This is a genomic window from Pseudonocardia sp. WMMC193, from assembly GCF_021728735.1.
GTDB classification, from domain to species: domain Bacteria; phylum Actinomycetota; class Actinomycetes; order Mycobacteriales; family Pseudonocardiaceae; genus Pseudonocardia; species Pseudonocardia oroxyli.
The window spans coordinates 4,377,823-4,399,285 of sequence record NZ_JAKKDO010000003.1 but is presented as its reverse complement, the minus strand read 5'-3'; the positions used below and the strand labels follow the sequence as shown (position 1 = coordinate 4,399,285).

Here is a 21,463-nt window from a genome sequence, read left to right as displayed (position 1 = left end):
ATACACCCATGTCGAGCCCCAGCGACCAGGACCCGCGCGCCAGCTACGCCGCCGCAGGCGTGGACATCGAGGCGGGTGAGGCCGCCGTCGAGCAGCTCCGACCGTATGCGGAGAAGGCGACCCGGTCCGAGGTGCTGGGCGGCATCGGCGGGTTCGCCGGGCTGTTCGCCCCGAAGCTCGGCAAGTTCACCGAGCCGGTGCTCGCCGCCTCGACCGACGGCGTCGGCACCAAGGTCGCCATCGCCCAGGCCATGGACAAGCACGACACGATCGGGCTCGACCTGGTCGCCATGGTCGTGGACGACCTGGTGGTCTGCGGGGCCGAGCCGCTGTTCCTGCAGGACTACATCGCCGTCGGCAAGCTGGTGCCCGCGCAGATCGCCTCGATCGTGAAGGGCATCGCGGAGGGCTGCCAGCAGGCCGGGTGCGCGCTGCTCGGCGGCGAGACCGCGGAGCACCCCGGGCTGATGGAGGCGGGCGGGTACGACCTGTCCGCCACCGGCGTCGGGATCGTCGAGGCCGAGTCGATGCTGCGGCCCGAGCGGGTCCGCCCGGGAGACGTGCTGGTCGCGATGGGCTCGTCGGGGCTGCACTCGAACGGCTACTCGCTCGCCCGGCACGTGCTGCTGGAGATCGCCCGCATGCCGCTCGACGGGCACGTGGAGGAGTTCGGCCACACCCTCGGTGAGGAGCTGCTCATCCCCACCCGCATCTACGCGCGGGACTGCCTCGCGCTGGCCGCGGAGACCGGGGTGCGCACGTTCTCCCACATCACCGGCGGCGGACTCGCGCGCAACCTGGAGCGGGTGCTGCCCCAGGGCGTGGTCGCGGACGCGGACCGCGGGTCCTGGACCCCCGACCAGGTGTTCGCGCTCATCGCGGCCCGGGGGCGGGTGGAGCGCGCCGAGATGGAGAAGACGTTCAACATGGGCGTCGGGATGGTCGCCGTGCTCCCGCCGGACGACGTCGACCGCGCCCTCGCCGTCCTCACCGCCCGCCACGTTCCCGCCTGGGTCCTCGGCGAGGTCAAGCGGGCCACCGGCGACGAGCCCGAGCACATCGGCGGCCGCGTCACCCTCCGCGGCACCCACCCCCGCTTCTGACGACCCCTAGACACCGCCCCTAGTGAGCGAGCGCGCCGTTCGCCGGTTCCCGGGTGGGCTCTCTGAGCATGGGTGGGTGCAGGGTGGTGGCCTCGCCCCTGCGGAAGAGCTGCGGGGGGCGGCCCCGTCCGCCGGTGACCCGGGTCGCCGTGGGGATCAGGAAGCCCGGGGTGCTGGTGACCTTGCGTTGGAAGTTGCGCGGGTCGATCTCGGTCCGCCACACCGCCTCGTACACCCGGCGGAGGTCGGACACGGTGAACTCGGCGGGACAGAAGGCCGCCGCGAGCGTGGTGTACTCGAGCTTCGCGCGGGCCCGCTCGACCCCGTCGGCCAGGATCCGGTCGTGGTCGAAGGCCAGCCCGTAGACGTCCTCGACCGGCAGGAACGCCGCCGAGCCGGACGCGGGACCCTCCGGGTCCGGCAGGTCGGGCAGCAGCGCCAGGTAGCCGACGCTCAGCACCCGGCCGCGCGGGTCGCGGTCCGGCGCGGCGTACCCCGCGAGCTGCTCCAGGTGGCCCTGCACCGCACCCTGGGTGGCGGCACCGGTCTGCGCGGCCAGCTCGCGCGCCGCGGTGTCCCCGAGGTCCTCGTCCGCCTGGACGAACCCGCCGGGCAGGGACCAGTGGCTCTCGTACGGTCGTTCGCCGCGCTTGACCAGCAACACGCAGAGCTGGTCCCGGCGCACCGTGAGGACCACCAGGTCCACGGCCACCGCGAACAGGTTCCCGCGCATGCCGCACTCCTTCTCGTCGGCGTGAGGCTATCGGGTGAAGATCGCGGGCGCGCTACAGGGCGGTGCGCGGCAGCTCGAGAGGCTTCGTCGCGCAGCGTGCGGCCACCGGACGGCACGGGTGCGGACGCTCACGCCGAGCGATACGGTCGGGCGGTAGTCGATCACCCGCGGTGACCCCCGGCGATCCCGCGCAAGCCGCCGCGACCTGGTCGCCGAGTCGCAGGGCGAGACGCGAGCAGGCGCGGTTCAGCGAGGCCTCGCGCGAGGCCGACTCGTACCCGAGCAGCAGGCCGCGTGTCACGGTGTCGTCGGCCTGCCCGGTGAGGGAACAGTGTGACGCCACGAACTCGGGTCGGTCGGCGGGCCCTGACCGCCCGCCCCTCGTCACGGAGGAACCAGGACGAGCGGTCAGGTACGCGTCGGTTCCGAGTGAACCCGCCGGAGAAGACGAACGCCCGACCAGTCAGACGGCCGGGCACGGAGGACGACCCCTACTTGCGGTCGTCGTCCTCGTCGTCCGCGTAGGACCCGTAGCGCGCGGAGTACTCGTCGTACTCCTCGTCCTTGTCGTCCACAGCCGTCCCGCTACCGATCTCGCGCTGGAGCGCGTCGAGATCCATCGTGTGGGTGCTGTACTTGAGCTCTCGGGCCACCTTCGTCTGCTTGGCCTTGGCTCGTCCGCGCCCCATGGCTGGTCCCCCTTACACAAGGGAAGGGGCGGCCGATAGTCACGGCGGCCCCTTTCAACGTCATCACTGTCCTGGCGACAACAATACCGTGTGATCCCACGAGCGTGCGACGTGGCATCGATGGTGTGACGAGTCCCCCGTCGGGCAGTCGTCCGCGCGGGCTGCCCGGCCGTGTCCCAGGCCGCTCCGGAGGTTGTGTCGCGGAGCGGGTGCGGTGCGAGAGGATCACTCATCATGCCGTCGCCGTTCGTGTCGTACCTGCGGGTCTACGAACCCCTCCGGGCCTTCGAGGGCCCGGCGGGTGCCGCGGTGCGCGCCGGGTTGGCCCGCGGCGCGGTGCGACCGGACCGGATGGGGCGCCGCGAGCGCGAGCTGTGCCTGCGGGCCACCGTCCGCGGCCGGCTGCTCCCCGGGGACCTCGGCGCCGCCGACGCCCCCGTCGACGTCCTGGTGCTCGGCGGGGAGGGCGGCGAGCCCTACGTCTGCCCGCTGGACACCCGCCCCCGCGCCGCGGCGGCGGTCCTCGGCTTCCTCGCGGAGGAGGACCCGCTGCTGCGCGCGGCGGCGCTGGTCGTGCCGGAGGCGTCGGCACGGCGCCGGGCCGAGCGCGCGGTCGCCGAGCTGGGGGAGGCCGCGGCCCACGTCGTGACGGCGGGCTGGACCGTGCCGCTGCCGTGGTTCGCGCTGGTCGACCCGGAGGAACGGCAGGTCAAGCTCGGGGCCCAGCGGCGGATCTGGTGGCGGCTGCCGATCGAGAAGGCGCTGAGCCGGGCCGCCCACGCCGAACGCGTGGTGCGGGGCGCACTGGGGGACGGCGGCGCGGCCGAGGTGCTCGCCGAGACGCGCGGCTGGCTCGGGCGCTTCGACCGGAACTCGATCGTCGAGCTGGACTACGGCGGCCTCGTCGAGCTGCTCGACGACGCGACGATCGAGGCGGACGACTCCGCCTCCCGGGTGCAGCGCGCGCTGCGCCTGCTGCGGGCGGGCGACACCGACGGCGCCGCCGAGAACTACGCCGCGCTGCGCGAGTTCTGGGGCGCGGTGGCCGCCCGCAGGCAGGAGGGCTAGCGCGGGTCAGCGGATCCGCAGCTGGGCGGCCCGCCCGGGCGGGGGCGCCTCCTCGTCCGGCACGTAGGAGTCCGAGTCGACCACGGCGGGGGAGATCCGGTCCTCCGCGCCCGCGGTCAGCGGCGCGTCCACCGGGACCGACCGCTTGAGCAGCGCCAGCGCCACCGGCCCGAGCTCGTGGTGCTGTGTGACACTTCCCACACGGCCGACCGGACGCCCGTCCCGCAGCACGGGATCCCCGGGCAGGGGCAGCTCCTCGTCCCCCGCATCGAGCAGCAGCCGGACGAGCCTGCGCGGCGGGCGCCCCATGTTGGCGACCCGCGCGACGGTCTCCTGTCCGCGGTAGCACCCCTTGGTGAGGTGGACGGCGCTCGGGATCCAGTCGACCTCGTGCGGGATGGTGCGCTCGTCGGTGTCCAGGTGGACCCGGGGCCTGCGGGACTCCACCCGCAGCGCCTCGAAGGCCATCGTTCCCGCCGGGCGGGCGCCCGCCGCGGTGAGCCGCTCCCACCAGGTCGCCTGCTCGGCCCGCGGGACCAGCAGGTCCGCCGCATCCGGCCCCGGCCACGGCATCCGCCGGACGACACCGCCCCCGGGCAACGCGGCGCTCGCATGGGCGCCCTCCGGCACGGGGACGCCCGCCTTCGCCAGCACCGACGCCGTCTCCGGGCCGACGATCGAGAGCACCGCCAGCTCACCCGTGGCGTCCCGCGGTTCGACCTTCGACCAGAAGACCATCTTCTGCAGGTAGGCGAGCAGCTCGGGCAGATCGGCCTGGTCGGTGTCCAGCCACACGGTGTCCCCGACGTGCGACACCACCATGTGGTGCAGCACGCGCCCCTGCGCGTCCAGGATCAGCGCCTCGGTCCCCGAGCCCTCCGGCAGCGCGCTGACGTGCTGGCTGAGCAGCAGGTGGAGCCAGCTCAGCCGCTCCTCGCCGGGCACCGCGATCACGCCGCGGTGCGAGCGGTCCACCACCGCGGCGGTCCGTGCCATCGCACGCTGCTCGGCGGGCGGGTCCCCGCGGTGGGCGGGCACCGCCTCGTCCGGGTCGGGCACGACGACGATCTCGGCCTCGGTCATTCCGCCTCCTCGGCGGTGGCGCACTCGGCGCACCGCCCCGACAGCGCCACGTGCGTGACGTCCAGTACGAAGCCCTGCTTGGCCCGGAGCTGGGCCGCGAGCTCCTCCATCACCTCGGTGGGCGCCTCGACGACCGACCCGCAGGAGTGGCACACGAGGTGGACGTGTTCGTGCTCGCGCTCCGAGTACTTCGGTGCGCCGTGCCCGAGGTGGGTGTGCCGCACCAGCCGGAGCTCCTCGAGCAGGTCCAGCGTGCGGTAGACGGTGGTGATGTTCACCGCGGGCGCGGCGCTCTGCACGCGGGCGCAGATCTGCTCCGGTGTGGCGTGACCCAGCTCCCGCACCGCCTCGAGCACCAGCTGGCGCTGGGGCGTCATCCGCAGGCCCTTGCGGTGCAGGGTCGACTTCAGCGTGGTGTCCACGGCTCGATGGTAGGCCTGCGGGCAGACCCGGGGTCCCTGGTCGGGACGCAGGAGGAGGAGTTGTCCACAGTTCGCGCTCAGCCGGGGAGTGGCCCCGCACGAACATGCTCCGTTAGGGTGAACGCTCCTCATGGAGAGTACGGATCTCCCTACCCTCGGCGAGATGAACGGGTGGGGCGGCGACGGAAGGTGCAGGTCATGACCACCGCAGATGGGGGAGAGCGCGCGCTCGGAGCCCCGCGGTTCGACGTCGTCCTCCGCGGCTACGACCGGAGGCAGGTGGACGAGCACGTCGCGCGGTTGCAGCGCGTCCTCGCCCGCATGCGCGCCGATCTCGATGCCGCCCGCAGCCAGCCGTTCCCCGTGGTCGGCCCGCCGCCGGGCATGGGGCCCGGGCCGATGCCGCCCGGTGGTCCGCAGCCCGGGGGGCGTCCGCGCCCCACGCCGCGCCCGCGCCCCGGCGCCCCGGCGGAGTCGCCGGACATGATCGGCTCCTTCACCGACCGCATGCAGAGCATCCTGCAGGCCGCCGAGGAGGAGGCCGCGGAGATCCGCGCGGCCGCCCGGCGGGACGCGTCCGCGATGCACGACTCGTCGCGCCAGGAGAGCGAGAGCCTGCGCACCGAGCTGAGCGAGCTGCACCGCCAGCGGGATGCCGTGGTGGCCGAGCTGACCCGCCTGCGTGGACAGCTCGAGGGCATGCTCGCCGCGCCGACCGCCCGGTTCGCCGTGACCCCGCCCGCCTCGGGGGGCGGTGCCGCCGGTACGCCGCGTCCGCGCCCGGCGGAGCGGCAGGCGGAGGCGCGCGAGGGCGAGCGCGCCCCGCGGGACGAGCAGCCCCGTCCGCGCCCGCGTCCGAAGCCCGTGTCGGAGGCGTCCGGCAGCAGCGACGAGACCACCGCCGTGCGCCGTCCGGACGCCGGTGACCTGTTCCGGCCCGCGGACGACGAGGCGCCCACCGCCCGCTCGGTCGAGCCGGACCGCACCATGGCGGTGTCCACCGTGCAGCGATCCGGGGACACCGAATCGGATGAAAAGTCCGGCCCCGCCGGGAAGAACACGCCGCGCGACACGCCGGACACGAAGAGTGACAGCGCGGCCGCTCGACCGGCCGACGGCGCGTCGGAGACCGTCCGGGTGAGCGCCGTGCGTCCCACCCCGGCGCCGTCCGAGGGCGGCTCCACGCCACGAAACGGCAGGTCAGGGCAGTCGGACGAAGGTCGCGGCGGTGCCCCGTCCGGCGATCGTTCCGGATCGGCGTCCGCCGAGGCGGGCGCGCGCACCGACCGGTCGTCCTCGGGGTCACGCTCCGGATAAGACTAGTTGCGCACTGTGACATAGGTCGGCGTAGCGTTCCCGGCCATGCAGCAGGCGTTCTCGGCCGACGTCCTCGTACCGCTGGGTGTCGGGGCCGCGGCACTGGTCATCGCGATCCTGATCGTCGTGGTGCGCGCGGCGCGTGCTCGGAAGCGGCCGGCGGCGGCGACCGAGCCCACCCACGCGGACTGGACCGGGGAGTCCGTCGACGGCCCCGAGCCCGCGCTCATCGGCGCGCCCGCCCCCGCCGCGTCCGCGGTGCCGCTCGCGCAGAGCGGGAGCCGCCCGGTGACGGTCGCGGACATGGTCGCGGTGCGTGAGGCGGACACCGCGCCGCTCCCGGTGCAGTCCGACGTCCTGCTCGCCCGGGCCCGCGCCCACCGCGCGGCCGCCGAGGAGGCGGCCCGGCAGGCCGCGCTCGCCGCCGACCCGCCGCCCGCCGAGAAGGGGAGCGCGACTCCCGACGCCGAGCCGGTGCGGGCGGCTGAGAGCGCCCCTGCGGTCCCGCAGGCCGCGTCTCCCGCTCCCCACCCCAGCCCGACACCGCGGGCCGCGCAGGGGGGCTCTGGGGCTCCTGTGGGTGACACTCCGCCGAGCACTCCCCACGCCGCGGCTGCGGAACCCGTCGCCGACCGCTCGCCCGACGCCGCGCCCGACGTCTCGACCGATGTCCCGACCGAGGGCACGGCCCCGGCCGACGAGCGCCCCTCCGCGGCGCAGCTCGCGGCCCTGGGGGCCGCGGGCGCGGCCGGTGCCGCCGGTCTCGCCGCCGCGGCGGGCCCGTCGGTCGCCGCCGCGCAGAGCCGGCAGGCCGAGCCCGCCGACGACACCGCGTCCACGGAACCGAGCGAGCCGAGCGAGCCCGCGGGGTCCACCAGGTCCGCCGAGAACACGGGGTCCGCCGGGCCCACCGAGAACACCGGCTCCGCCGAGCACGGTGAGCCCACGGTGTCCGCCGAGTCCGCCGAGTCCGTCGAGTCCGCAGCGCCGAGCGAGTCCGCCGGGTCCAGCGAGAAGAGCGAGTCCACCGGACTCACCGGGTCCGCCGAGCCCACCACCCCCGCCGCGGACCAGGCCCCCGCCGACCGCGACCGGCCCGCGGCGAGCACACCCGACCCGGACCGCACTCCCGACGCCGCCGGGGACGCCTCGGCGGCGACCCCGGCCCGGGCCTGGCCGGTCGTCCCGCCCCGCGCCGAGGAGGACCGCACCGGCTCCAGCCCCGCCGTCGCGAACGCCGTGCAGCAGGCCCTCGCGGCCCGCGCCCGCGCCGCGCAGGCCGGTCAGGCGGTCGACCCGCGCCGCGGCGACGCCCGCGACCGGCTGCTCGCCGTCCTGCTGGACGACCCGGTGCGCGCGGTCGGCGCCGCCGTGGACCTGCAGTCGCAGCAGGAGGAGCTGGCCAGGATCGCCGAGGCCATGCGGGTGCAGCGCGCGGAGCTCGGCGCCGTCGTCCGCAGGCTGGCGGACGCGGGCCTGTCGTGCGACCAGGTCGCCCGGCTGGCGGGCCTGGAGCCCGGCGAGGTCACCGAGCTGCTCGGAGACCCGCGGTAGGGCCCTAACCCACCACCCGGTGCAGCAGCGCGGACATGTGCGGCTGCATCGGCTGGCCCTGCATGGCCCGCTCGTCCACGTAGGCGAGGTCGCCCTGGTTGACGAGCCCGTAGAGCCGCTTCGCCGCGGTGACGTCCTTGGCCGACGGGGTCCGGACGACCGCGTCGGTGGCGATCTCCCAGGACCGCAGGTCGCCCTTGTCCCCGTACCAGGCCTCGATGATGCCGGTGTGGTGGGCGATCAGGACCTCGAGCGACCCGTCCTCCTGCGGCCGCCAGAACCCGGTCTCGCGGGCGGCCTGGCGGATCACGCCGCCGTCCTCGTCGAGTAGCCAGGCCCGGGCCTCGTAGGACACGAAGGGTCGCCCGTCGTGGGCGAAGACCAACTGCTGCCCGAAGTGGAACGGGCCGTCGATCGTGGGGTAGACGACCTCGCCGGTGCCGCGCCACACGCCGATCAGCGGCAGCAGCGGCAGGCACTGGTCGTGCAGGCTCGGGCCCAGCCGCAGGTTGGCGGTGTCGTCCTCGACCGGCAGGTCCGTCCACTGCGGGCGGTTGCGCTGCGGGGAGTCCGGTGCGGCGTTGGCGGGGCCGGTGATGGTGGTGGGCACGTCGGGTTCGGTCATGCGGAGGGCTCCTCCGGGGGATCCTCGGTGGGGTGGGCCGCGAGCGCGGCGGCGGCGTCGGGCGCGGTGGTGAAGAGCCGACGCAGGAGGGCGCCGGTGAACGCCACGGTGCCGAGACTCGCCGCGATCAGCAGCACGGTGTAGAACCAGTGCACGGCGGGCGAGCATAGTGAAACGCCCCGGCGGGAGCCCGCCGGGGCGTGTCACGAGGGTGGTGTCAGGCGACCGCGATCTCGGTCTGGTGCAGGCCGGGGGCCTCCGGGGTCAGCACCGACTCGCCGTTGCCCCGCCGCGACAGCGCGCGGACGGTCCAGGTGCCCGGCGCGGCGAAGAACCGGAAGTCACCGGACGCCGAGGACACGACCTCGGCGGTGAACTCGCCGGTCCCGTCGAGCAGCCGCACGAACGCGCCGCCCACCGGGCTGCCGTCCGCCACGACCCGCCCCGCGAGGACGGTCTCCTTGGTCAGGTCCGTGCCCGCGGGCAGCGCCACGGCCTGGTCGGGAGCGCCGCACATCAGCGCGCACCCAGCTCGATCGGGACGCCGATCAGCGAGCCGTACTCGGTCCAGCTGCCGTCGTAGTTCTTGACGTCGCTGTGGCCGAGCAGCTCGCGGAGCACGAACCACGTGTGCGAGGAGCGCTCGCCGATGCGGCAGTACGCGATGGTCGACTTGCCCGCGTCGAAGCCGGCCTCGCCGTAGAGCGCGGTGAGGTCCTCGTCCGACTTGAACGTGCCGTCCTCGTTGGCCGCCTTCGACCACGGGATGTTGATCGCCGACGGGATGTGCCCCGGCCGCTGCGACTGCTCCTGCGGCAGGTGGGCGGGCGCCAGGATCTTGCCGGAGAACTCGTCGGGCGAGCGGACGTCGACCAGGTTCTTGTTCCCGATGGCGTCCACGACCTCGTCCCGCTTGGCGCGGATCGAGTCGTCGGCGGGCTTGGCGCTGTAGGTGGTGGCCTCGCGGGAGGGGACCTCGGTGGTCAGGGTGCGACCGTCGAGCTCCCACTTCTTGCGGCCGCCGTCGAGCAGCTTGACGTTCTCGTGCCCGTAGAGCTTGAACTCCCAGTACGCGTAGGCCGCGAACCAGTTGTTGTTGCCGCCGTACAGGATCACCAGGTCGTCGTTCTTGACGCCCTTGGCGGACAGCAGCGCGGAGAACTGCTCCTGCGTCGGGATGTCGCGGCGGACCTCGTCCTGCAGCTCGGTGGTCCAGTTGATCTTGACGGCACCCGGGAGGTGGCCGCCGTCGTAGGCGGTGGTGTCCTCGTCGACCTCGAGGAACACGATGCCCTCGGTGCCCAGGTTCTTCTCCGCCCAGTCGGCGGTGACCAGGACGTCCTCGCGGCTCATGGAAATGTCACTCCTGTGTGTCGATGTGTGGTGCGAACGAAGTGGGGGTGATCAGGCGCGGGCGCGGGCCAGCAGCCCGTACATCTCGCAGCCGAGGCAGTACCCGAACGCCGCGTTCAGGAACGCGGCCGCCAGCGCGAACGCGATGGCGACGATCCCCAGGACGGGCAGCCCGGCGAGGTAGCCGACCGTGCCGACCGCGGCGAACACGAACCCGACCAGTTGGCTGAACCGGACCGGGGCCGCGGGCTCCCGCTCGGCGGGCGGGCCCAGGCGCGGGGCCACGACGAGCCGGTAGAGCACGCCGTAGGGGGCGAAGCGCATTCCGGCGAACGCGCCGAGCGCGAACACCAGCGTCTGCGCCAGGGCCAACCAACCACTGCCGCTGAGCAGGACGAGCGCGAGCACGACCGTGGTCACGATCGCGGCGAAGCGCACTCCACGTGGGTCCAGCGGCCCGTCGGGTGCGGACATGGGGAACTCCTGAAGAAGGTGAGGGGTACCGGGTTCTTCAGGAACGACACAGGCAGCCGGCCACGCGGCACAGGTCCACTGCGCGGCGTTTGGTCAGCGGCCAGTTCACGGGGGCGAGGGTAGCCGAAATGTGCGCGTCACATCCCACCGATCCCACAAGGTGGGCGGGAGATCACCTTTCCAGGGCCGTGACCAGCTCTCCGCGGCGGGGCACCCCGGAGATCCGCAGCACCTCGCGGCCGGTCCGGTCGAACCCGATCGTGGTGGGGGTGCGCATCACGGACAGCTCGCGGGCGACGTCCGGCCGGTCGGCGACGTCGATCTCGACGTGCCGCACACCGGGGTCCTCCGCGGCCACCCCGGAGAGCAGGACGGCGGTCTGCCGGCACGGCGTGCAGATGGGCGAGGACAGCTGCAGCAGGAGGAACCGCGCGTCGCCCGCGGGCGTGCCCGCCAGGTCCCACCCGTTCGGCGCGGCGGGGCGTGTGGTGGTGCGCACCCGACCCGCGCGCGACCGCAGCACCAGGCCCACCGCGGTCGCCGCGGCGAGGACCCCGACCAGGACGAGGAGACCGACCACGGGATCAGCCTACGACGGTCCCCGGCGCCGCGCCGATGACGACGTCCGACGCCTCGCCCGCGATCTCCAGCGTGCCGTCCCGGACCTGCAGGGTCGTGGGCACCACCCCGAACGGCAGCCCGCCCGGGTCGACCCGCAGCGCGAAGGTCTGCCGCACGATCGACGCCACGGGCTCGGGCAGCTCGTCGCCCGAGGAGTCCCGCACGACCCGCGGGACGACGCGCATCGCGCCGTCGGCGACCTGCAGCTCCGCGAACACGACGACGGACTCGGTCCGGCCGCCGCCGACCGGTACGTCCCCGGAGATCCGGGCGACCGACTCGGGGTCCAGGGCGCGCAGGGAGGGGTCCGCGCCGTCGGTGATCAGGTCCGCGATCGCGTTGGCGTCGACGTTGCCCAGCGAGAGCCGGTCGATCCCGGGCAGCATCCGGTTGATGTCGTCGGCGCCCACGCGGGCCGCGCCCTCGGCGGTCCCGACGCGCAGCCCGGGGGTACCCGAGCCGAGCAGGCCGGACAGCGGCGCCTGCACGTCGTGCAGGTTGGCGCGCAGCTGCACGTTCTGCAGGTCGCCGACCTTGAGCCGGTCCGCGGTGAGCTCGATCGAGCCGTACTCGCCCGCGACCGCCTGGGTCAGGAACGGGAAGCCGTTGATGCGGACGTTCGGGTCGTCCGCCAGGTCGAGCCGCTCCCGCAGCTGGCGGGAGACGACCGACTCGGCCGCCGCCGCGGCGGCGTAGTCGGCGGCCACCAGGACCCCGGCGAGCACCAGGACCGTGATGATCAGGCGTTTCAGCACGTGGGACCTCCGGTCGGAACAACCGGTGAATCTAGAGTCCGCGCTGTCGGGGCCCGTCACCGGGACCGGGGGACACCGGTCGCGCCGCAGGTCAGGACGCTCGCGAACGGGTGACGGGGGTGCTGACGCTCCGGCGTTCCCGCAGCGCACGAGCCTGCCGTTCGGCGTGAGACGAGTCGCTTGTCTCGTGCTCGGCGCGTCCTGTTGTCTATCCTGACCCGATCCGCGTGACGGACCCGCCGGGTCGCGCGGAGCGAGCGGACGGTCACCGTCGCCCACCCGCGCACAGTTTCGACGGACGCCGGGCGTGGCGTCCGCGACACTTCCGGTGGAGAGGAGGCGGCGGTGGAACTGCTCCTGCTGACTGCGGATACGGACCCCGGCACTGTCCTGCCCGCGCTCGCCCTGCTCCCGCACGGCGTCCGGACGGCCGCGCCCGAGGTCGCCGCCCTGCTCGACGCGGGCCCGCACGACGCGGTCCTGGTCGACGCGCGGACCGACCTGGTGGCCGCCCGCAGCCTGTGCCGCCTGCTCGGCAGCACCGGCACCGACGTTCCCGTCATCGCCGTGCTCAACGAGGGCGGCCTCGTCGCCGTCTCCGGCGAGTGGGTGGTCGACGAGATCCTGCTCCCATCCGCCGGGCCCGCGGAGGTCGACGCGCGGCTGCGGCTGCTCAAGTCCCGTCCCGGCGCGGACGCCGCCAGCTCCGGCGGCGCCCTCGTGCTCGGCGAGCTCGTGATCGACGAGGCGACCTACGCCGCCCGGCTCAAGGGCCGCCTGCTCGAGCTGACCTACAAGGAGTTCGAGCTGCTCAAGTACCTCGCGCAGCACGCGGGCCGGGTGTTCACCCGCGCCCAGCTGCTGCAGGAGGTCTGGGGCTACGACTTCTTCGGTGGCACCCGCACCGTGGACGTGCACGTGCGGCGGCTGCGGGCCAAGCTCGGCCCCGAGCACGAGCAGATGATCGGCACGGTCCGGAACGTGGGCTACAAGTTCGTCCGCCCCGGCCGCGCCGGGCTGGGTGTGCCCGCGGGCGGCGTCGCCGAGGACTCGGACGACGGGGACGACGACCGAGCGGGTGACCGCGCGGTGGAGCGGGCCGGTCTGCGCCGCTCACCGGTGCAGTTCCACTGATCCGTTGCTGATCCACTCCTGATCCCCCTCTCACCCCGGCGGGCCGCGTAAGGTCGCCGGGGTGAGTGCTGTCCGGCGGGTGGCCGAGGTGGATCCGACGAGTGCGGCCGCGGTTCGTGCCCTGGCCGAGGCGGCCACGGCCGCCGACGGGCGGGAGCCGCTCTCCGAGCAGTTCGTGATCAATCTGAACGGCCGCGCCCGGCCCCGGGTGGCGCACCTGCTCGCCGAGGAGGACGGCACGGTCGTCGGGTACGCGCAGCGGGACCGGGATGCCGCCGAGCTCGCGGTCCACCCCGACCATCGCGGCCGGGGCGTCGGCGCCGCCCTGCTCGAGGGGCTGCTGGGCATCGGCCCCACCCTCGACGTCTGGGCCCACGGCGACCTCCCCGCCGCGGCCGCGCTCGCCGCGTCCCACGGCCTGACCCGCAACCGGGTCCTGCTCCAGATGCGCCGCACCGGCGGGGCGCTGCCCGAGCTGGTCGTCCCCGAGGGGATCACGATCCGGCCGTTCGTCGTGGGGCAGGACGAGGACGAGTTCCTCCGGGTGAACAACGCCGCGTTCGACTGGCACCCCGAGCAGGGCGGCTGGACCACCGCGCAGGTGACCGAGCGCGAGGGCGAGAGCTGGTTCGACCCGGCCGGGTTCCTGCTCGCCGAGGACGAGCAGGGCACCCTGCTCGGCTACCACTGGACCAAGGTCCACCACGAGACCGATCCCGTCATGGGTGAGGTGTACGTCCTCGGGGTCGATCCCGCCGCGCACGGCCGCGGGCTCGGTCGTGTGCTCACGCTGGCCGGCCTGCACCATCTCGCGGAGCGCGGGCTGGACACCGTGCTGCTCTACGTCGAGTCGGACAACGCACCCGCCGTGCGGGTGTACGAGAAGCTCGGGTTCGTCGTCCACACCTCCGATGTGATGTACCACCGCGGCTGAGCGCGATCGCCCGGGCACGGGGCGTGTCCGCCGTGGTCGCGGCGATGTCACGCTCCGGAGACGGGAGAGTGGCCATCACCCGACCGGGGAACCTGTTCATTCCCCGTTCATCTTCCGTGGGGGGTCCGTCCACCGGGTCCGCTTAGCGTCTCCCGCCGAGAGGCCGCAGACGCGGCCGTTCGCTGCGGCGCCGACGACCCCGGGCGCCGCACCCGAACCTCGGAGGAACCAGTAGTGAAGACCATCAGCCGCTCGCGCGTCGCCGCCGTCGGCGCCCTCGCCACCGGCGCCCTCTTCCTCGCCGGCTGCGGCGCGGCGAACGAGGGCGGCTCGTCCTCCGGTGGGGCCGCGGAGTCCAGCGTCTCCGGCACCATCTCCGGCGCGGGCGCCAGCTCGCAGCAGGCCGCGATGCAGGCCTGGATCGCCGGGTTCACCGGCGCCAACTCCGGCGCCACGGTCAACTACGACCCGGTGGGCTCCGGCGGTGGCCGCACCCAGTTCGTCCAGGGCGGTGTCGCCTTCGCGGGCTCCGACGCCTACCTGAAGGACCAGCAGCTGGCCGACGCCAAGACCCGCTGTGGTGGCAATGTCATCGAGGTCCCGAACTACGTCTCGCCGATCGCCGTCGTCTACAACCTCCAGGGCGTCTCGAACCTGAACCTCTCGCCCGCCGCGGTCGCGGGGATCTTCGCCGGCACGATCACCACCTGGAACGACCCGGCCATCGCCGCGGACAACCCGGGCGTGGCCCTCCCGGCCACCGCGATCACGCCCGTGCACCGCTCCGACGAGTCGGGCACCACCCAGAACTTCACCGAGTACCTCAAGGCCGCCGCGCCGGACGCCTGGTCGTACGACGCCAAGGGCGAGTGGCCGATCCAGGGCGGCGAGGCCGCGCAGGGCACCTCCGGTGTCATCGGCGCCGTCCAGGGTGGTCAGGGGACGATCGGCTACGCCGACGCCAGCCAGGCCGGTCAGCTCGGCAAGGCCAACATCAAGGTCGGCGCCGACTACGTGGGCCCGACGCCCGAGGCCGCCGCGAAGATCCTGGAGGAGTCGGAGCGGGTCGCCGGTCAGGGCGACACCTCGTTCGCCTACAAGCTCAACCGCACCACGGACTCCGCGGGCACGTACCCCGTGGTCCTGGTCTCCTACCTGCTCGCGTGCCCGCAGTACCCGGACGCCGCGCAGGCCGACCTGACCAAGGCGTTCCTGTCCTACGTGATCAGCCCGGAGGGCCAGCAGGCCGCCGCGCAGGCCGCGGGCTCCGCGCCGCTGTCGGACACGCTCCGTTCGCAGATCACCCCGGTGGTCGACGGCATCAAGGCCGCCGGCTGAGCCGACGCTCCGGAGCCCCGGTCGTCGTCACGCGCCCGTGACGACGACCGGGGCTCGAGCCCGTAGTCGCCCCCGTCCGCCCAGCCCCGAGGGAACGTCGTGACCACAACCGAAGTGACGCCCACGCCGCGCACCGCCAGACCGGTCACGCAGCTGGGTGACCGCGTCTTCGCCGGATCGGCGAAGGGTGCGGGGATCCTGATCCTCGTCGTCCTCGCGGGCGTCGCCGCCTTCCTGCTCACCGAGGCGTTCCCGGCGCTCGTCGCGCCCGCGTCCGCGCTGCCCGGTGAGCACAACCTGGCCGTCTACATCTGGCCGCTGCTGTTCGGGACGCTGCTCAGCGCCCTGATCGCGCTGGTCATCGCCACCCCGCTGGCGATCTGCGTCGCCCTGTTCATCAGCCACTACGCGCCGCGCCGGATCGCCCAGGGGCTCGGCTATATCGTCGACCTGCTCGCCGCGGTGCCCTCGATCGTCTACGGCCTGTGGGGGGTCGGCGTGCTCGCCCCGGCCTCCGTCGGCCTGATGACCTGGCTGAACGACTACCTCGGCTGGATCCCGCTGTTCGCGGGCCCGGTCTCGGCGACCGGCCGCACGATGCTCGTCGCGGGCCTCGTGCTGGCCGTCATGATCCTGCCGATCATCACCGCGGTCGCCCGCGAGGTGTTCCTGCAGGCGCCCCGGCTGCACGAGGAGGCCGCCCTGGCCCTCGGCGCCACCCGCTGGGAGATGATCAAGATGGCGGTGCTGCCCTTCGGCCGGTCCGGGCTGATCTCGGGGGCCATGCTCGGTCTGGGGCGCGCGCTCGGCGAGACGATGGCCGTCGCGATCGTGCTGTCGGTGTCCGGCGTGGTCACGTTCAACCTGGTCAGCTCGGGCAACCCGTCCTCGATCGCCGCGAACATCGCGCTGCAGTTCCCGGAGGCCTCGGGCCTCGGGGTGAACGTGCTGATCGCCTCCGGCCTGGTGCTCTTCCTGGTCACGCTGGCGGTCAACATGCTCGCCCGCTACATCGTCAACCGCCGCAGCGAGTTCTCCGGAGCGAACTGACATGTCCACCGGAACCGAACGCACCGACACCGTGACGCAGGGCCCCGAGCTCGACCTTCCCGCTTCGCCCGATCTCCTCCCGAGGGCCAAGGGCACCCTGCCGAAGGGAACCGCCTGGGGCGTCTTCGTCGCCTCCGCCCTGGTCGTCGGCGGCATCCTGGCCGCGACCGGCTTCAGCATCGGGCTGTGGGTCGTCCTCACCGTCGTGCTGTTCGCGGTGGCGACCTACGTGCTCTCCCGGGTGGTGGAGGGGGCGCGCAAGGCGACGGACCGGCTGGTCACGGTCGTGGTCAGCGCGGCCTTCGGCGTGGCGATGATCCCCCTGGTCTCCGTGCTGTGGACGGTCGTGTCGAACGGCATTGCCCGGTTCGACGCCCAGTTCTTCACCTACTCCATGCGCGGGGTCGTCGGCGAGGGCGGCGGTGCCTACCACGCCATCCTCGGCACGCTGATCATCACCGGCCTCGCGGCGGTGATGTCGATCCCGATCGGCATGCTGACGGCCGTCTACCTCGTCGAGTACGGCAAGGGCAGGCTGGCGAAGGCGATCACGTTCTTCGTGGACGTCATGACGGGCATCCCGTCCATCGTCGCGGGCCTGTTCGCCTACGCCCTGTTCGCGCTGATCGTCGGTCCCGGCGTCCGGATGGGCTTTGCGGGCGCCGTCGCGCTGACGGTGCTGATGATCCCGATCGTGGTGCGCTCCACCGAGGAGATGCTCAAGATCGTCCCGAACGAGCTGCGCGAGGCGTCCTACGCGCTGGGCGTGCCGAAGTGGAAGACGATCCTCAAGATCGTCATCCCGACGACGGCGGGCGGCATCGCCACCGGCATCACGCTGGCCATCGCCCGGGTCATCGGCGAGACGGCGCCGCTGCTGATCGCCGTCGGCATCACGACGGGTGTGAACCTCAACCCGTTCGACGACCGCATGGCGACGCTGCCGGTCTTCGCCTACTACAGCTACGTCGCGCCGGGCATCCCGCGCGAGCCGTTCCTCGACCGCGCGTGGACGGCGGCGCTGGTCCTCATGGTCATCGTCATGCTGCTGAACATCATCGCCCGGATCATCTCGCGCGCGTTCGCGCCGAAGACTCGCTGAGGACTGGACACATGAGCAAGAACATCGAGGCCAAGGACCTCAACATCTACTACGGGTCCTTCCGCGCCGTCGAGGGCGTCAACATGTCGATCAAGAAGAAGACGGTCACGGCCCTGATCGGCCCGTCCGGCTGCGGCAAGTCGACGTTCCTGCGCTCCATCAACCGCATGCACGAGGTCATCGCCGGGGCCTACGTCGAGGGCAAGCTCGAGCTCGACGGCCAGGACCTCTACGGCGCGGGCATGGACCCGGTGATCGTGCGCCGCCAGATCGGCATGGTGTTCCAGCGCCCCAACCCGTTCCCCACGATGTCGATCTACGACAACGTGATCGCGGGCATGAAGCTGAACAACAAGCGGGCGAGCAGGAAGGAGTTCGACGAGACCGTCGAGCGCTCCCTGCGCGGCGCCAACCTGTGGAACGAGGTCAAGGACCGGCTGGACAAGCCGGGCTCGGGGCTCTCCGGCGGCCAGCAGCAGCGGCTCTGCATCGCCCGGGCCATCGCGGTGCAGCCGGACGTCCTGCTCATGGACGAGCCCTGCTCGGCGCTGGACCCCATCTCCACGCTCGCGATCGAGGACCTGATCAACGAGCTGAAGAACGACTACACGATCGTCATCGTCACCCACAACATGCAGCAGGCCGCGCGGGTCAGCGACTACACCGGCTTCTTCAACATCGAGGGCACGGGCAAGCCGGGCAAGCTGGTCGAGATGGACGAGACCAAGACGATCTTCAGCCAGCCCACGCAGAAGGCGACCGAGGACTACGTGAGCGGCCGCTTCGGCTGACCCCCGACCCGTGAGCGGCGATAGTCGCCATGGCGACTATCGCCGCTCACGGGTTCAGAGCTGCAGGGATTCGGGATGGCGCCCGGTCACCTCGTAGACCGTGCGCTCCGACAGGGCGACGGCGTGGTCGGCGATCCGCTCGTAGAACCTCGCCAGCAGGGTGACGTCCACCGCGGCGGGGATGCCGCAGGTCCACTGCTCGCCGAACATCAGGGCGAACAGCTCCCGGTGCAGGGCGTCCACCCGATCGTCGTCCTGTTCGAGCTCGAGCGCGAGGATGACGTTGCGCGTGCGCAGGACCTGCGCGGACTTGGCGACCATGGCGATGGCCTGCGCGCTGAAGTCCCGGAAGAGGTCGTGGGCCACCGACGGGACGGCCGGCTCCGGCGCCCGGCGTTGCGCGATCTCGGCGACGTGCTGGGCGAGATCGCCCATCCGCTCCAGCTCGTGGGCCGACTGGATGGCGGACACCAGGATCCGCATGTCCGGCCCGACGGGCGCGAAGATCGTGATGGTCTCCGTGGCCAGCGCCTCGATGCGGGCCCGGAGATCGTCCAGCTCCGGGTCGCCCGCGATCACGCGATCGGCCACGCGGGGCCGTCCGTCGAGCAGTGCGGTGGTGGCCCCGCGGAAGGCGACGACCACCGAGTCCGCGAGCTCACCGAGCATCGCCTGCAGGGCGGCGATGTTCTCCGCCATGGTCTCCCGCCGCACGGGCCCAGCGTACGGAGCGCCCGGCCAACGGGCGGGCGAGACCGGATGAACGGTCGGTGAACGCCGGGAGGTGCCTACTCCTCCAGGCGGAAGCCGACCTTGAGCCCGACCTGGAAGTACTCGACCGCGCCCTCCTGGAGGTGTCCGCGTATCTCGGTCACCTCGAACCAGTCCATCTCCCGCAACGTCTGCGACGCCCGCTGCACCCCGTTGCGGATGGCGTCGTCGACGCTGTCGGGGGAGGTGCCCACGATCTCGGTGACCCGGTACACGTGACTCGACATGCGACCGGAGTGCCCCCGGCGCGATCCGCTCAAACCGCGAGCGGACCCGGCATCTGTCCGGTGATCACGTAGACGATCCGCCGCGCGACGGCGACGGCGTGGTCGGCGTAGCGCTCGTAGAACCGGGCCAGCAGGGTGACGTCCACGGCCGCCTCGACGCCGTGGTCCCAGTTGCGGTCCATCAGCACCGTGAACATGTGCTTGTGCAGGTCGTCCATCGCGTCGTCGTCCGACTCGAGCTCGGCGGCGGCGGCGAGGTCGCGGGTCTCGATCACCGAGACGGCCTTGCGCGCCAGCTCCACACCGATCCGCCCCATCTCGGCGAAGTACGGGGCGATCTCCGCGGGCAGGACGGGCTGCGGGTGTCGGCGCCGCGCGGCCTGTGCCACGTGCAGCGCCAGATCGCCCATGCGCTCGATGTCCCCCGCGCCGTGGATCGCGGACACGACGATCCGCAGGTCGGTGGCGACCGGGGCCTGCAGGACCAGCAGGGCGAAGGCCTTCTCCTCGGCGGCGTGCCGGATCTCGTCGATCTTCAGGTCCTCGTCGATGACCTGCTCGGCCAGCTTGAGATCCGCCTCGAGCAGCGCGCGGGTGGCCTTCTCCATCGCGGTCGCGACGTCCTCGCACATGCCGGCGAGGGCCCCCGCCAGCTCGTCGAGTTGATCCGTGTACGCGTCGCGCATAGGCCGAGGGTAGAGGGGTGGGCCGGGACGCACAGCGCCAGGACGTGAACCGCGGATGAACGGTCGGTGCGCCGTACGCCTCAGGCGCAGCTCACGGGATCGGCGGCGGGCCCGGCGGCGGTGTCGTCCGCGGCGGGCGCGCGCACGGTGCCGTCGAACGAGGTCCCGAGGACCAGCTGCAGCGTGCTCGTCCCGGCGGGGTCCTGCAGGAGACGCGCGGCGGGCACGACCCGGCCGAGCAGGCCCGCGGCGTCCGCCCGGTCGGGTGAGAACCGCAGCACCGTGTCGGTGGAGGGCTCCGCGGCGTTCCCGACCTCGCCGACCCCGAACCCCAGCGCGCGCAGGCTGTCGCCGACCTGGCCCGCGAGGCCGGTCCGGTCGGCCGCGTTCAGCACGTTGACGGTGACGTCCGCGGGCTCGGGCCCCGAGGCCGTCGCGACCGGGGTGGTGACCTCCGGCAGCGGCGCGTGCTCGCGCAGCGCCTTGAACAGCCGGTTGGCCTCGGCGTCCTGCAGGTCGAGGTTGCCGCGGGTGTTGGGCACGGAGCCGACCGGCAGGGGGACCACGGTCCGCTCCGCCTCCCCGGTCAGCAGGCGCAGGGCGTCCTGGACCCCGGCCCCGTCCGCCAGCATGCTGCGGCCCAGGGCGGCCGCGAAGTCCCGGGTGGCGGTGGGGGAGAGCAGCGTCGACGCCGACAGCGCCTCCCCGAACGTCGCCGCGAGCAGCCGCTGCCTGCGCTCGACGAGCACGGTGTCCGGCTCCGGCGGGCTCCCCGCCGCCTGGGCGACGAGGGCGGCCTGGGCGCCGTCCAGTCGGGACGTCCCGGCGGGCACCGTGCCGATCGGCCGTTCCACGCACATCTCCACGCCGCCGAGCGCGTCCACCATCCCGGCGATCCCCGGCACGTCCAACGCGATGAACTTGGTGATCGGGATGCCCGACATCTGCTGCACCGTCCGGACCAGGCAGCCGGGACCGCCGACCCGGTACGCGCTCGCGAGCGACGTCCGGGTCTCGGCCGGGACGGTCTCGTCGAGGTAGGTCGCGGCCGCGGCGTCCCAGCGCGGACACGGCGGACGGTTGATCTCCAACGCCGTCGGGAACGAGACGGCCACGGCCCGGCTCCCGTCCGCGGGCACGTGCGTCAGCACCACGGTGTCGGTCCCGTTGCGGGCCCCGGGCGTGCCGGACGTCCCGGAGGTGGTGCCGAGCATCAGCAGGTTCTCGTCACCCGCCTGGGCGGCGGCGTCGACCACGCCGGTCGAGGGCTCCAGCGCGGAGACGGTACGGACGGTCGAGTCCATCCAGCGCTGCGCGCCCCACCCGCCGGCGACCAGCAGGAACACCAGCGCCGCGACCGCCGCGACCGCGACCCGGCCGACGGTCCGCACCCGCGAGGGCCGAGGCGGGGCGTCGGCCCGTCGGCCCACCCGCCGCACGGGCGGCTCCTCGTCCGCACTCGCGTGCGCCGCGGTGAGTCGGGTGAGGCTCGCGTCGATCGCCCGGGTGCGCTCGGCCCGCTCTCCCTGCTCAGATCCCGCCGGCTGCTCGGACGATCCAGCCCGCTCGGACGGCTCGGACGGCTCGGCCTGCCCCGACGGCGCCCGTCGCTCGGCTCGCTCTGCCCGCGCGG

The 21,463-nt window shown here is 73.3% G+C and carries 26 protein-coding genes; 10 read left to right on the top strand and 16 right to left on the bottom strand.

All coding sequences use genetic code 11. From position 1 onward, the window contains the following. Window positions 1-8: 8 nt before the first annotated feature. The gene (gene purM, locus L3X23_RS22730) at window positions 9-1,103 is read left to right on the top strand and encodes a phosphoribosylformylglycinamidine cyclo-ligase (protein ID WP_237194356.1); all 1,095 of its coding nucleotides are present in this window, start codon (window positions 9-11) and stop codon (window positions 1,101-1,103) included. A 19-nt stretch (window positions 1,104-1,122) separates the two neighbouring features. On the opposite strand, the gene L3X23_RS22725 is transcribed toward purM, so the two are convergent. Then, on the bottom strand, window positions 1,123-1,836 hold the full coding sequence (locus L3X23_RS22725) for an NUDIX domain-containing protein (protein WP_237194355.1): 714 nt from the start codon (window positions 1,834-1,836) through the stop codon (window positions 1,123-1,125). 491 nt (window positions 1,837-2,327) lie between these two features. Continuing rightward, on the bottom strand, window positions 2,328-2,525 hold the full coding sequence (locus tag L3X23_RS22720; RefSeq protein ID WP_093086451.1) for a DUF3073 domain-containing protein: 198 nt from the start codon (window positions 2,523-2,525) through the stop codon (window positions 2,328-2,330). Window positions 2,526-2,759: 234 nt separating this feature from the next. Between L3X23_RS22720 and L3X23_RS22715 the strand changes: the two genes are divergently transcribed. Next, complete coding sequence (locus tag L3X23_RS22715) at window positions 2,760-3,593, top strand: hypothetical protein (RefSeq protein WP_237194354.1); 834 nt, start codon at window positions 2,760-2,762, stop codon at window positions 3,591-3,593. A 6-nt stretch (window positions 3,594-3,599) separates the two neighbouring features. On the opposite strand, the gene L3X23_RS22710 is transcribed toward L3X23_RS22715, so the two are convergent. Next, on the bottom strand, window positions 3,600-4,676 hold the full coding sequence (locus tag L3X23_RS22710; RefSeq protein ID WP_237194353.1) for a folate-binding protein YgfZ: 1,077 nt from the start codon (window positions 4,674-4,676) through the stop codon (window positions 3,600-3,602). After that, window positions 4,673-5,053 (bottom strand): transcriptional repressor, encoded by a 381-nt coding sequence (locus L3X23_RS22705; protein WP_237198099.1) that lies wholly within the window; start codon window positions 5,051-5,053, stop codon window positions 4,673-4,675. Before L3X23_RS22705 ends, L3X23_RS22710 begins: the two co-directional genes overlap by 4 nt. A gap of 243 nt (window positions 5,054-5,296) precedes the next feature. Here L3X23_RS22705 and L3X23_RS22700 point away from each other — a divergent pair, with 243 nt between their 5' ends. Both L3X23_RS22700 and L3X23_RS22695 read left to right on the top strand, forming a co-directional pair. Then, window positions 5,297-6,415 carry a hypothetical protein gene (locus L3X23_RS22700; protein ID WP_237194352.1) on the top strand — a complete coding sequence of 373 codons (1,119 nt, stop codon included), beginning with the start codon at window positions 5,297-5,299 and terminating at the stop codon, window positions 6,413-6,415. Window positions 6,416-6,460: 45 nt separating this feature from the next. After that, window positions 6,461-7,969 (top strand): hypothetical protein, encoded by a 1,509-nt coding sequence (locus L3X23_RS22695; RefSeq protein WP_237194351.1) that lies wholly within the window; start codon window positions 6,461-6,463, stop codon window positions 7,967-7,969. 4 nt (window positions 7,970-7,973) lie between these two features. Here L3X23_RS22695 and L3X23_RS22690 read toward each other — a convergent pair whose 3' ends face one another. From L3X23_RS22690 to L3X23_RS22660, 8 genes are all read right to left on the bottom strand, one after another. Further along, entirely contained in the window at window positions 7,974-8,594 is a 621-nt protein-coding gene (locus L3X23_RS22690) for an FABP family protein (RefSeq protein ID WP_093086437.1), read from the bottom strand. Next, a complete protein-coding gene (locus L3X23_RS22685; protein ID WP_176921404.1) occupies window positions 8,591-8,749 on the bottom strand; it encodes a hypothetical protein in 159 nt (52 codons plus the stop codon). The genes L3X23_RS22690 and L3X23_RS22685 overlap by 4 nt, the downstream gene beginning before the upstream one ends. Before the next feature lie 62 nt (window positions 8,750-8,811). Further along, on the bottom strand, window positions 8,812-9,111 hold the full coding sequence (locus L3X23_RS22680) for a DUF1416 domain-containing protein (protein WP_093086435.1): 300 nt from the start codon (window positions 9,109-9,111) through the stop codon (window positions 8,812-8,814). Then, on the bottom strand, window positions 9,111-9,947 hold the full coding sequence (locus L3X23_RS22675; RefSeq protein ID WP_237194350.1) for a sulfurtransferase: 837 nt from the start codon (window positions 9,945-9,947) through the stop codon (window positions 9,111-9,113). The genes L3X23_RS22680 and L3X23_RS22675 overlap by 1 nt, the downstream gene beginning before the upstream one ends. Window positions 9,948-9,998: 51 nt before the next feature. Then, on the bottom strand, window positions 9,999-10,421 hold the full coding sequence (locus tag L3X23_RS22670) for a DUF4395 domain-containing protein (protein WP_237194349.1): 423 nt from the start codon (window positions 10,419-10,421) through the stop codon (window positions 9,999-10,001). Window positions 10,422-10,458: 37 nt separating this feature from the next. Next, complete coding sequence (locus L3X23_RS36670) at window positions 10,459-10,530, bottom strand: Ms5788A family Cys-rich leader peptide (RefSeq protein WP_374205002.1); 72 nt, start codon at window positions 10,528-10,530, stop codon at window positions 10,459-10,461. A gap of 63 nt (window positions 10,531-10,593) precedes the next feature. Further along, a complete protein-coding gene (locus tag L3X23_RS22665) occupies window positions 10,594-11,001 on the bottom strand; it encodes a thioredoxin family protein (protein WP_237194348.1) in 408 nt (135 codons plus the stop codon). Window positions 11,002-11,005: 4 nt separating this feature from the next. Beyond that, window positions 11,006-11,797, bottom strand: coding sequence for a DUF2993 domain-containing protein (locus L3X23_RS22660; RefSeq protein ID WP_176921403.1), 792 nt, complete (start codon window positions 11,795-11,797; stop codon window positions 11,006-11,008). A 345-nt stretch (window positions 11,798-12,142) separates the two neighbouring features. Between L3X23_RS22660 and L3X23_RS22655 the strand changes: the two genes are divergently transcribed. From L3X23_RS22655 to pstB, 6 genes are all read left to right on the top strand, one after another. Further along, window positions 12,143-12,931, top strand: coding sequence for a response regulator transcription factor (locus L3X23_RS22655; protein ID WP_093086424.1), 789 nt, complete (start codon window positions 12,143-12,145; stop codon window positions 12,929-12,931). A 61-nt stretch (window positions 12,932-12,992) separates the two neighbouring features. Then, entirely contained in the window at window positions 12,993-13,865 is an 873-nt protein-coding gene (gene mshD, locus L3X23_RS22650) for a mycothiol synthase (protein ID WP_237194346.1), read from the top strand. Window positions 13,866-14,099: 234 nt separating this feature from the next. Next, window positions 14,100-15,203, top strand: a complete 1,104-nt coding sequence (pstS, locus tag L3X23_RS22645; protein WP_237194344.1) for a phosphate ABC transporter substrate-binding protein PstS — start codon at window positions 14,100-14,102, stop codon at window positions 15,201-15,203. A 99-nt stretch (window positions 15,204-15,302) separates the two neighbouring features. Beyond that, window positions 15,303-16,253 carry a phosphate ABC transporter permease subunit PstC gene (gene pstC / locus L3X23_RS22640; RefSeq protein WP_237194342.1) on the top strand — a complete coding sequence of 317 codons (951 nt, stop codon included), beginning with the start codon at window positions 15,303-15,305 and terminating at the stop codon, window positions 16,251-16,253. A gap of 1 nt (window position 16,254) precedes the next feature. Beyond that, window positions 16,255-17,355: a phosphate ABC transporter permease PstA gene (gene pstA, locus L3X23_RS22635; RefSeq protein ID WP_237194340.1), complete on the top strand. Its 1,101-nt coding sequence runs from the start codon at window positions 16,255-16,257 to the stop codon at window positions 17,353-17,355. An 11-nt stretch (window positions 17,356-17,366) separates the two neighbouring features. Then, complete coding sequence (gene pstB / locus L3X23_RS22630; protein WP_093086413.1) at window positions 17,367-18,146, top strand: phosphate ABC transporter ATP-binding protein PstB; 780 nt, start codon at window positions 17,367-17,369, stop codon at window positions 18,144-18,146. A 54-nt stretch (window positions 18,147-18,200) separates the two neighbouring features. On the opposite strand, the gene phoU (L3X23_RS22625) is transcribed toward pstB, so the two are convergent. The 4 genes from phoU (L3X23_RS22625) to L3X23_RS22610 all read right to left on the bottom strand — a co-directional run bounded on the left by phoU (L3X23_RS22625) (window position 18,201) and on the right by L3X23_RS22610 (window position 21,269). Beyond that, window positions 18,201-18,860 (bottom strand): phosphate signaling complex protein PhoU, encoded by a 660-nt coding sequence (phoU, locus tag L3X23_RS22625; protein WP_237194338.1) that lies wholly within the window; start codon window positions 18,858-18,860, stop codon window positions 18,201-18,203. Between the two features lie 74 nt (window positions 18,861-18,934). After that, a complete protein-coding gene (locus tag L3X23_RS22620; protein WP_093086407.1) occupies window positions 18,935-19,144 on the bottom strand; it encodes a dodecin in 210 nt (69 codons plus the stop codon). A 29-nt stretch (window positions 19,145-19,173) separates the two neighbouring features. Next, window positions 19,174-19,830 carry a phosphate signaling complex protein PhoU gene (phoU, locus tag L3X23_RS22615; protein ID WP_093086404.1) on the bottom strand — a complete coding sequence of 219 codons (657 nt, stop codon included), beginning with the start codon at window positions 19,828-19,830 and terminating at the stop codon, window positions 19,174-19,176. Between the two features lie 80 nt (window positions 19,831-19,910). Continuing rightward, window positions 19,911-21,269 (bottom strand): LCP family protein, encoded by a 1,359-nt coding sequence (locus L3X23_RS22610; RefSeq protein WP_237194336.1) that lies wholly within the window; start codon window positions 21,267-21,269, stop codon window positions 19,911-19,913. Between the last annotated feature and the right edge of the window lie 194 nt (window positions 21,270-21,463).

Coding starts and splice junctions, on each gene's coding strand:
- L3X23_RS22700 (WP_237194352.1), top strand. CDS start 5,297: ATGACCACCGCAGATGGGGGAGAGCGCGCGCTCGGAGCCCCGCGGTTC.
- L3X23_RS22690 (WP_093086437.1), bottom strand. CDS start 8,594: ATGACCGAACCCGACGTGCCCACCACCATCACCGGCCCCGCCAACGCC.
- L3X23_RS22720 (WP_093086451.1), bottom strand. CDS start 2,525: ATGGGGCGCGGACGAGCCAAGGCCAAGCAGACGAAGGTGGCCCGAGAG.
- L3X23_RS22620 (WP_093086407.1), bottom strand. CDS start 19,144: ATGTCGAGTCACGTGTACCGGGTCACCGAGATCGTGGGCACCTCCCCC.
- L3X23_RS22670 (WP_237194349.1), bottom strand. CDS start 10,421: ATGTCCGCACCCGACGGGCCGCTGGACCCACGTGGAGTGCGCTTCGCC.
- pstB (WP_093086413.1), top strand. CDS start 17,367: ATGAGCAAGAACATCGAGGCCAAGGACCTCAACATCTACTACGGGTCC.
- L3X23_RS22725 (WP_237194355.1), bottom strand. CDS start 1,836: ATGCGCGGGAACCTGTTCGCGGTGGCCGTGGACCTGGTGGTCCTCACG.
- L3X23_RS22715 (WP_237194354.1), top strand. CDS start 2,760: ATGCCGTCGCCGTTCGTGTCGTACCTGCGGGTCTACGAACCCCTCCGG.
- phoU (WP_093086404.1), bottom strand. CDS start 19,830: ATGCGCGACGCGTACACGGATCAACTCGACGAGCTGGCGGGGGCCCTC.
- L3X23_RS22695 (WP_237194351.1), top strand. CDS start 6,461: ATGCAGCAGGCGTTCTCGGCCGACGTCCTCGTACCGCTGGGTGTCGGG.
- L3X23_RS22680 (WP_093086435.1), bottom strand. CDS start 9,111: ATGTGCGGCGCTCCCGACCAGGCCGTGGCGCTGCCCGCGGGCACGGAC.
- L3X23_RS22705 (WP_237198099.1), bottom strand. CDS start 5,053: ATGACGCCCCAGCGCCAGCTGGTGCTCGAGGCGGTGCGGGAGCTGGGT.
- pstA (WP_237194340.1), top strand. CDS start 16,255: ATGTCCACCGGAACCGAACGCACCGACACCGTGACGCAGGGCCCCGAG.
- purM (WP_237194356.1), top strand. CDS start 9: ATGTCGAGCCCCAGCGACCAGGACCCGCGCGCCAGCTACGCCGCCGCA.
- L3X23_RS22675 (WP_237194350.1), bottom strand. CDS start 9,947: ATGAGCCGCGAGGACGTCCTGGTCACCGCCGACTGGGCGGAGAAGAAC.
- L3X23_RS22710 (WP_237194353.1), bottom strand. CDS start 4,676: ATGACCGAGGCCGAGATCGTCGTCGTGCCCGACCCGGACGAGGCGGTG.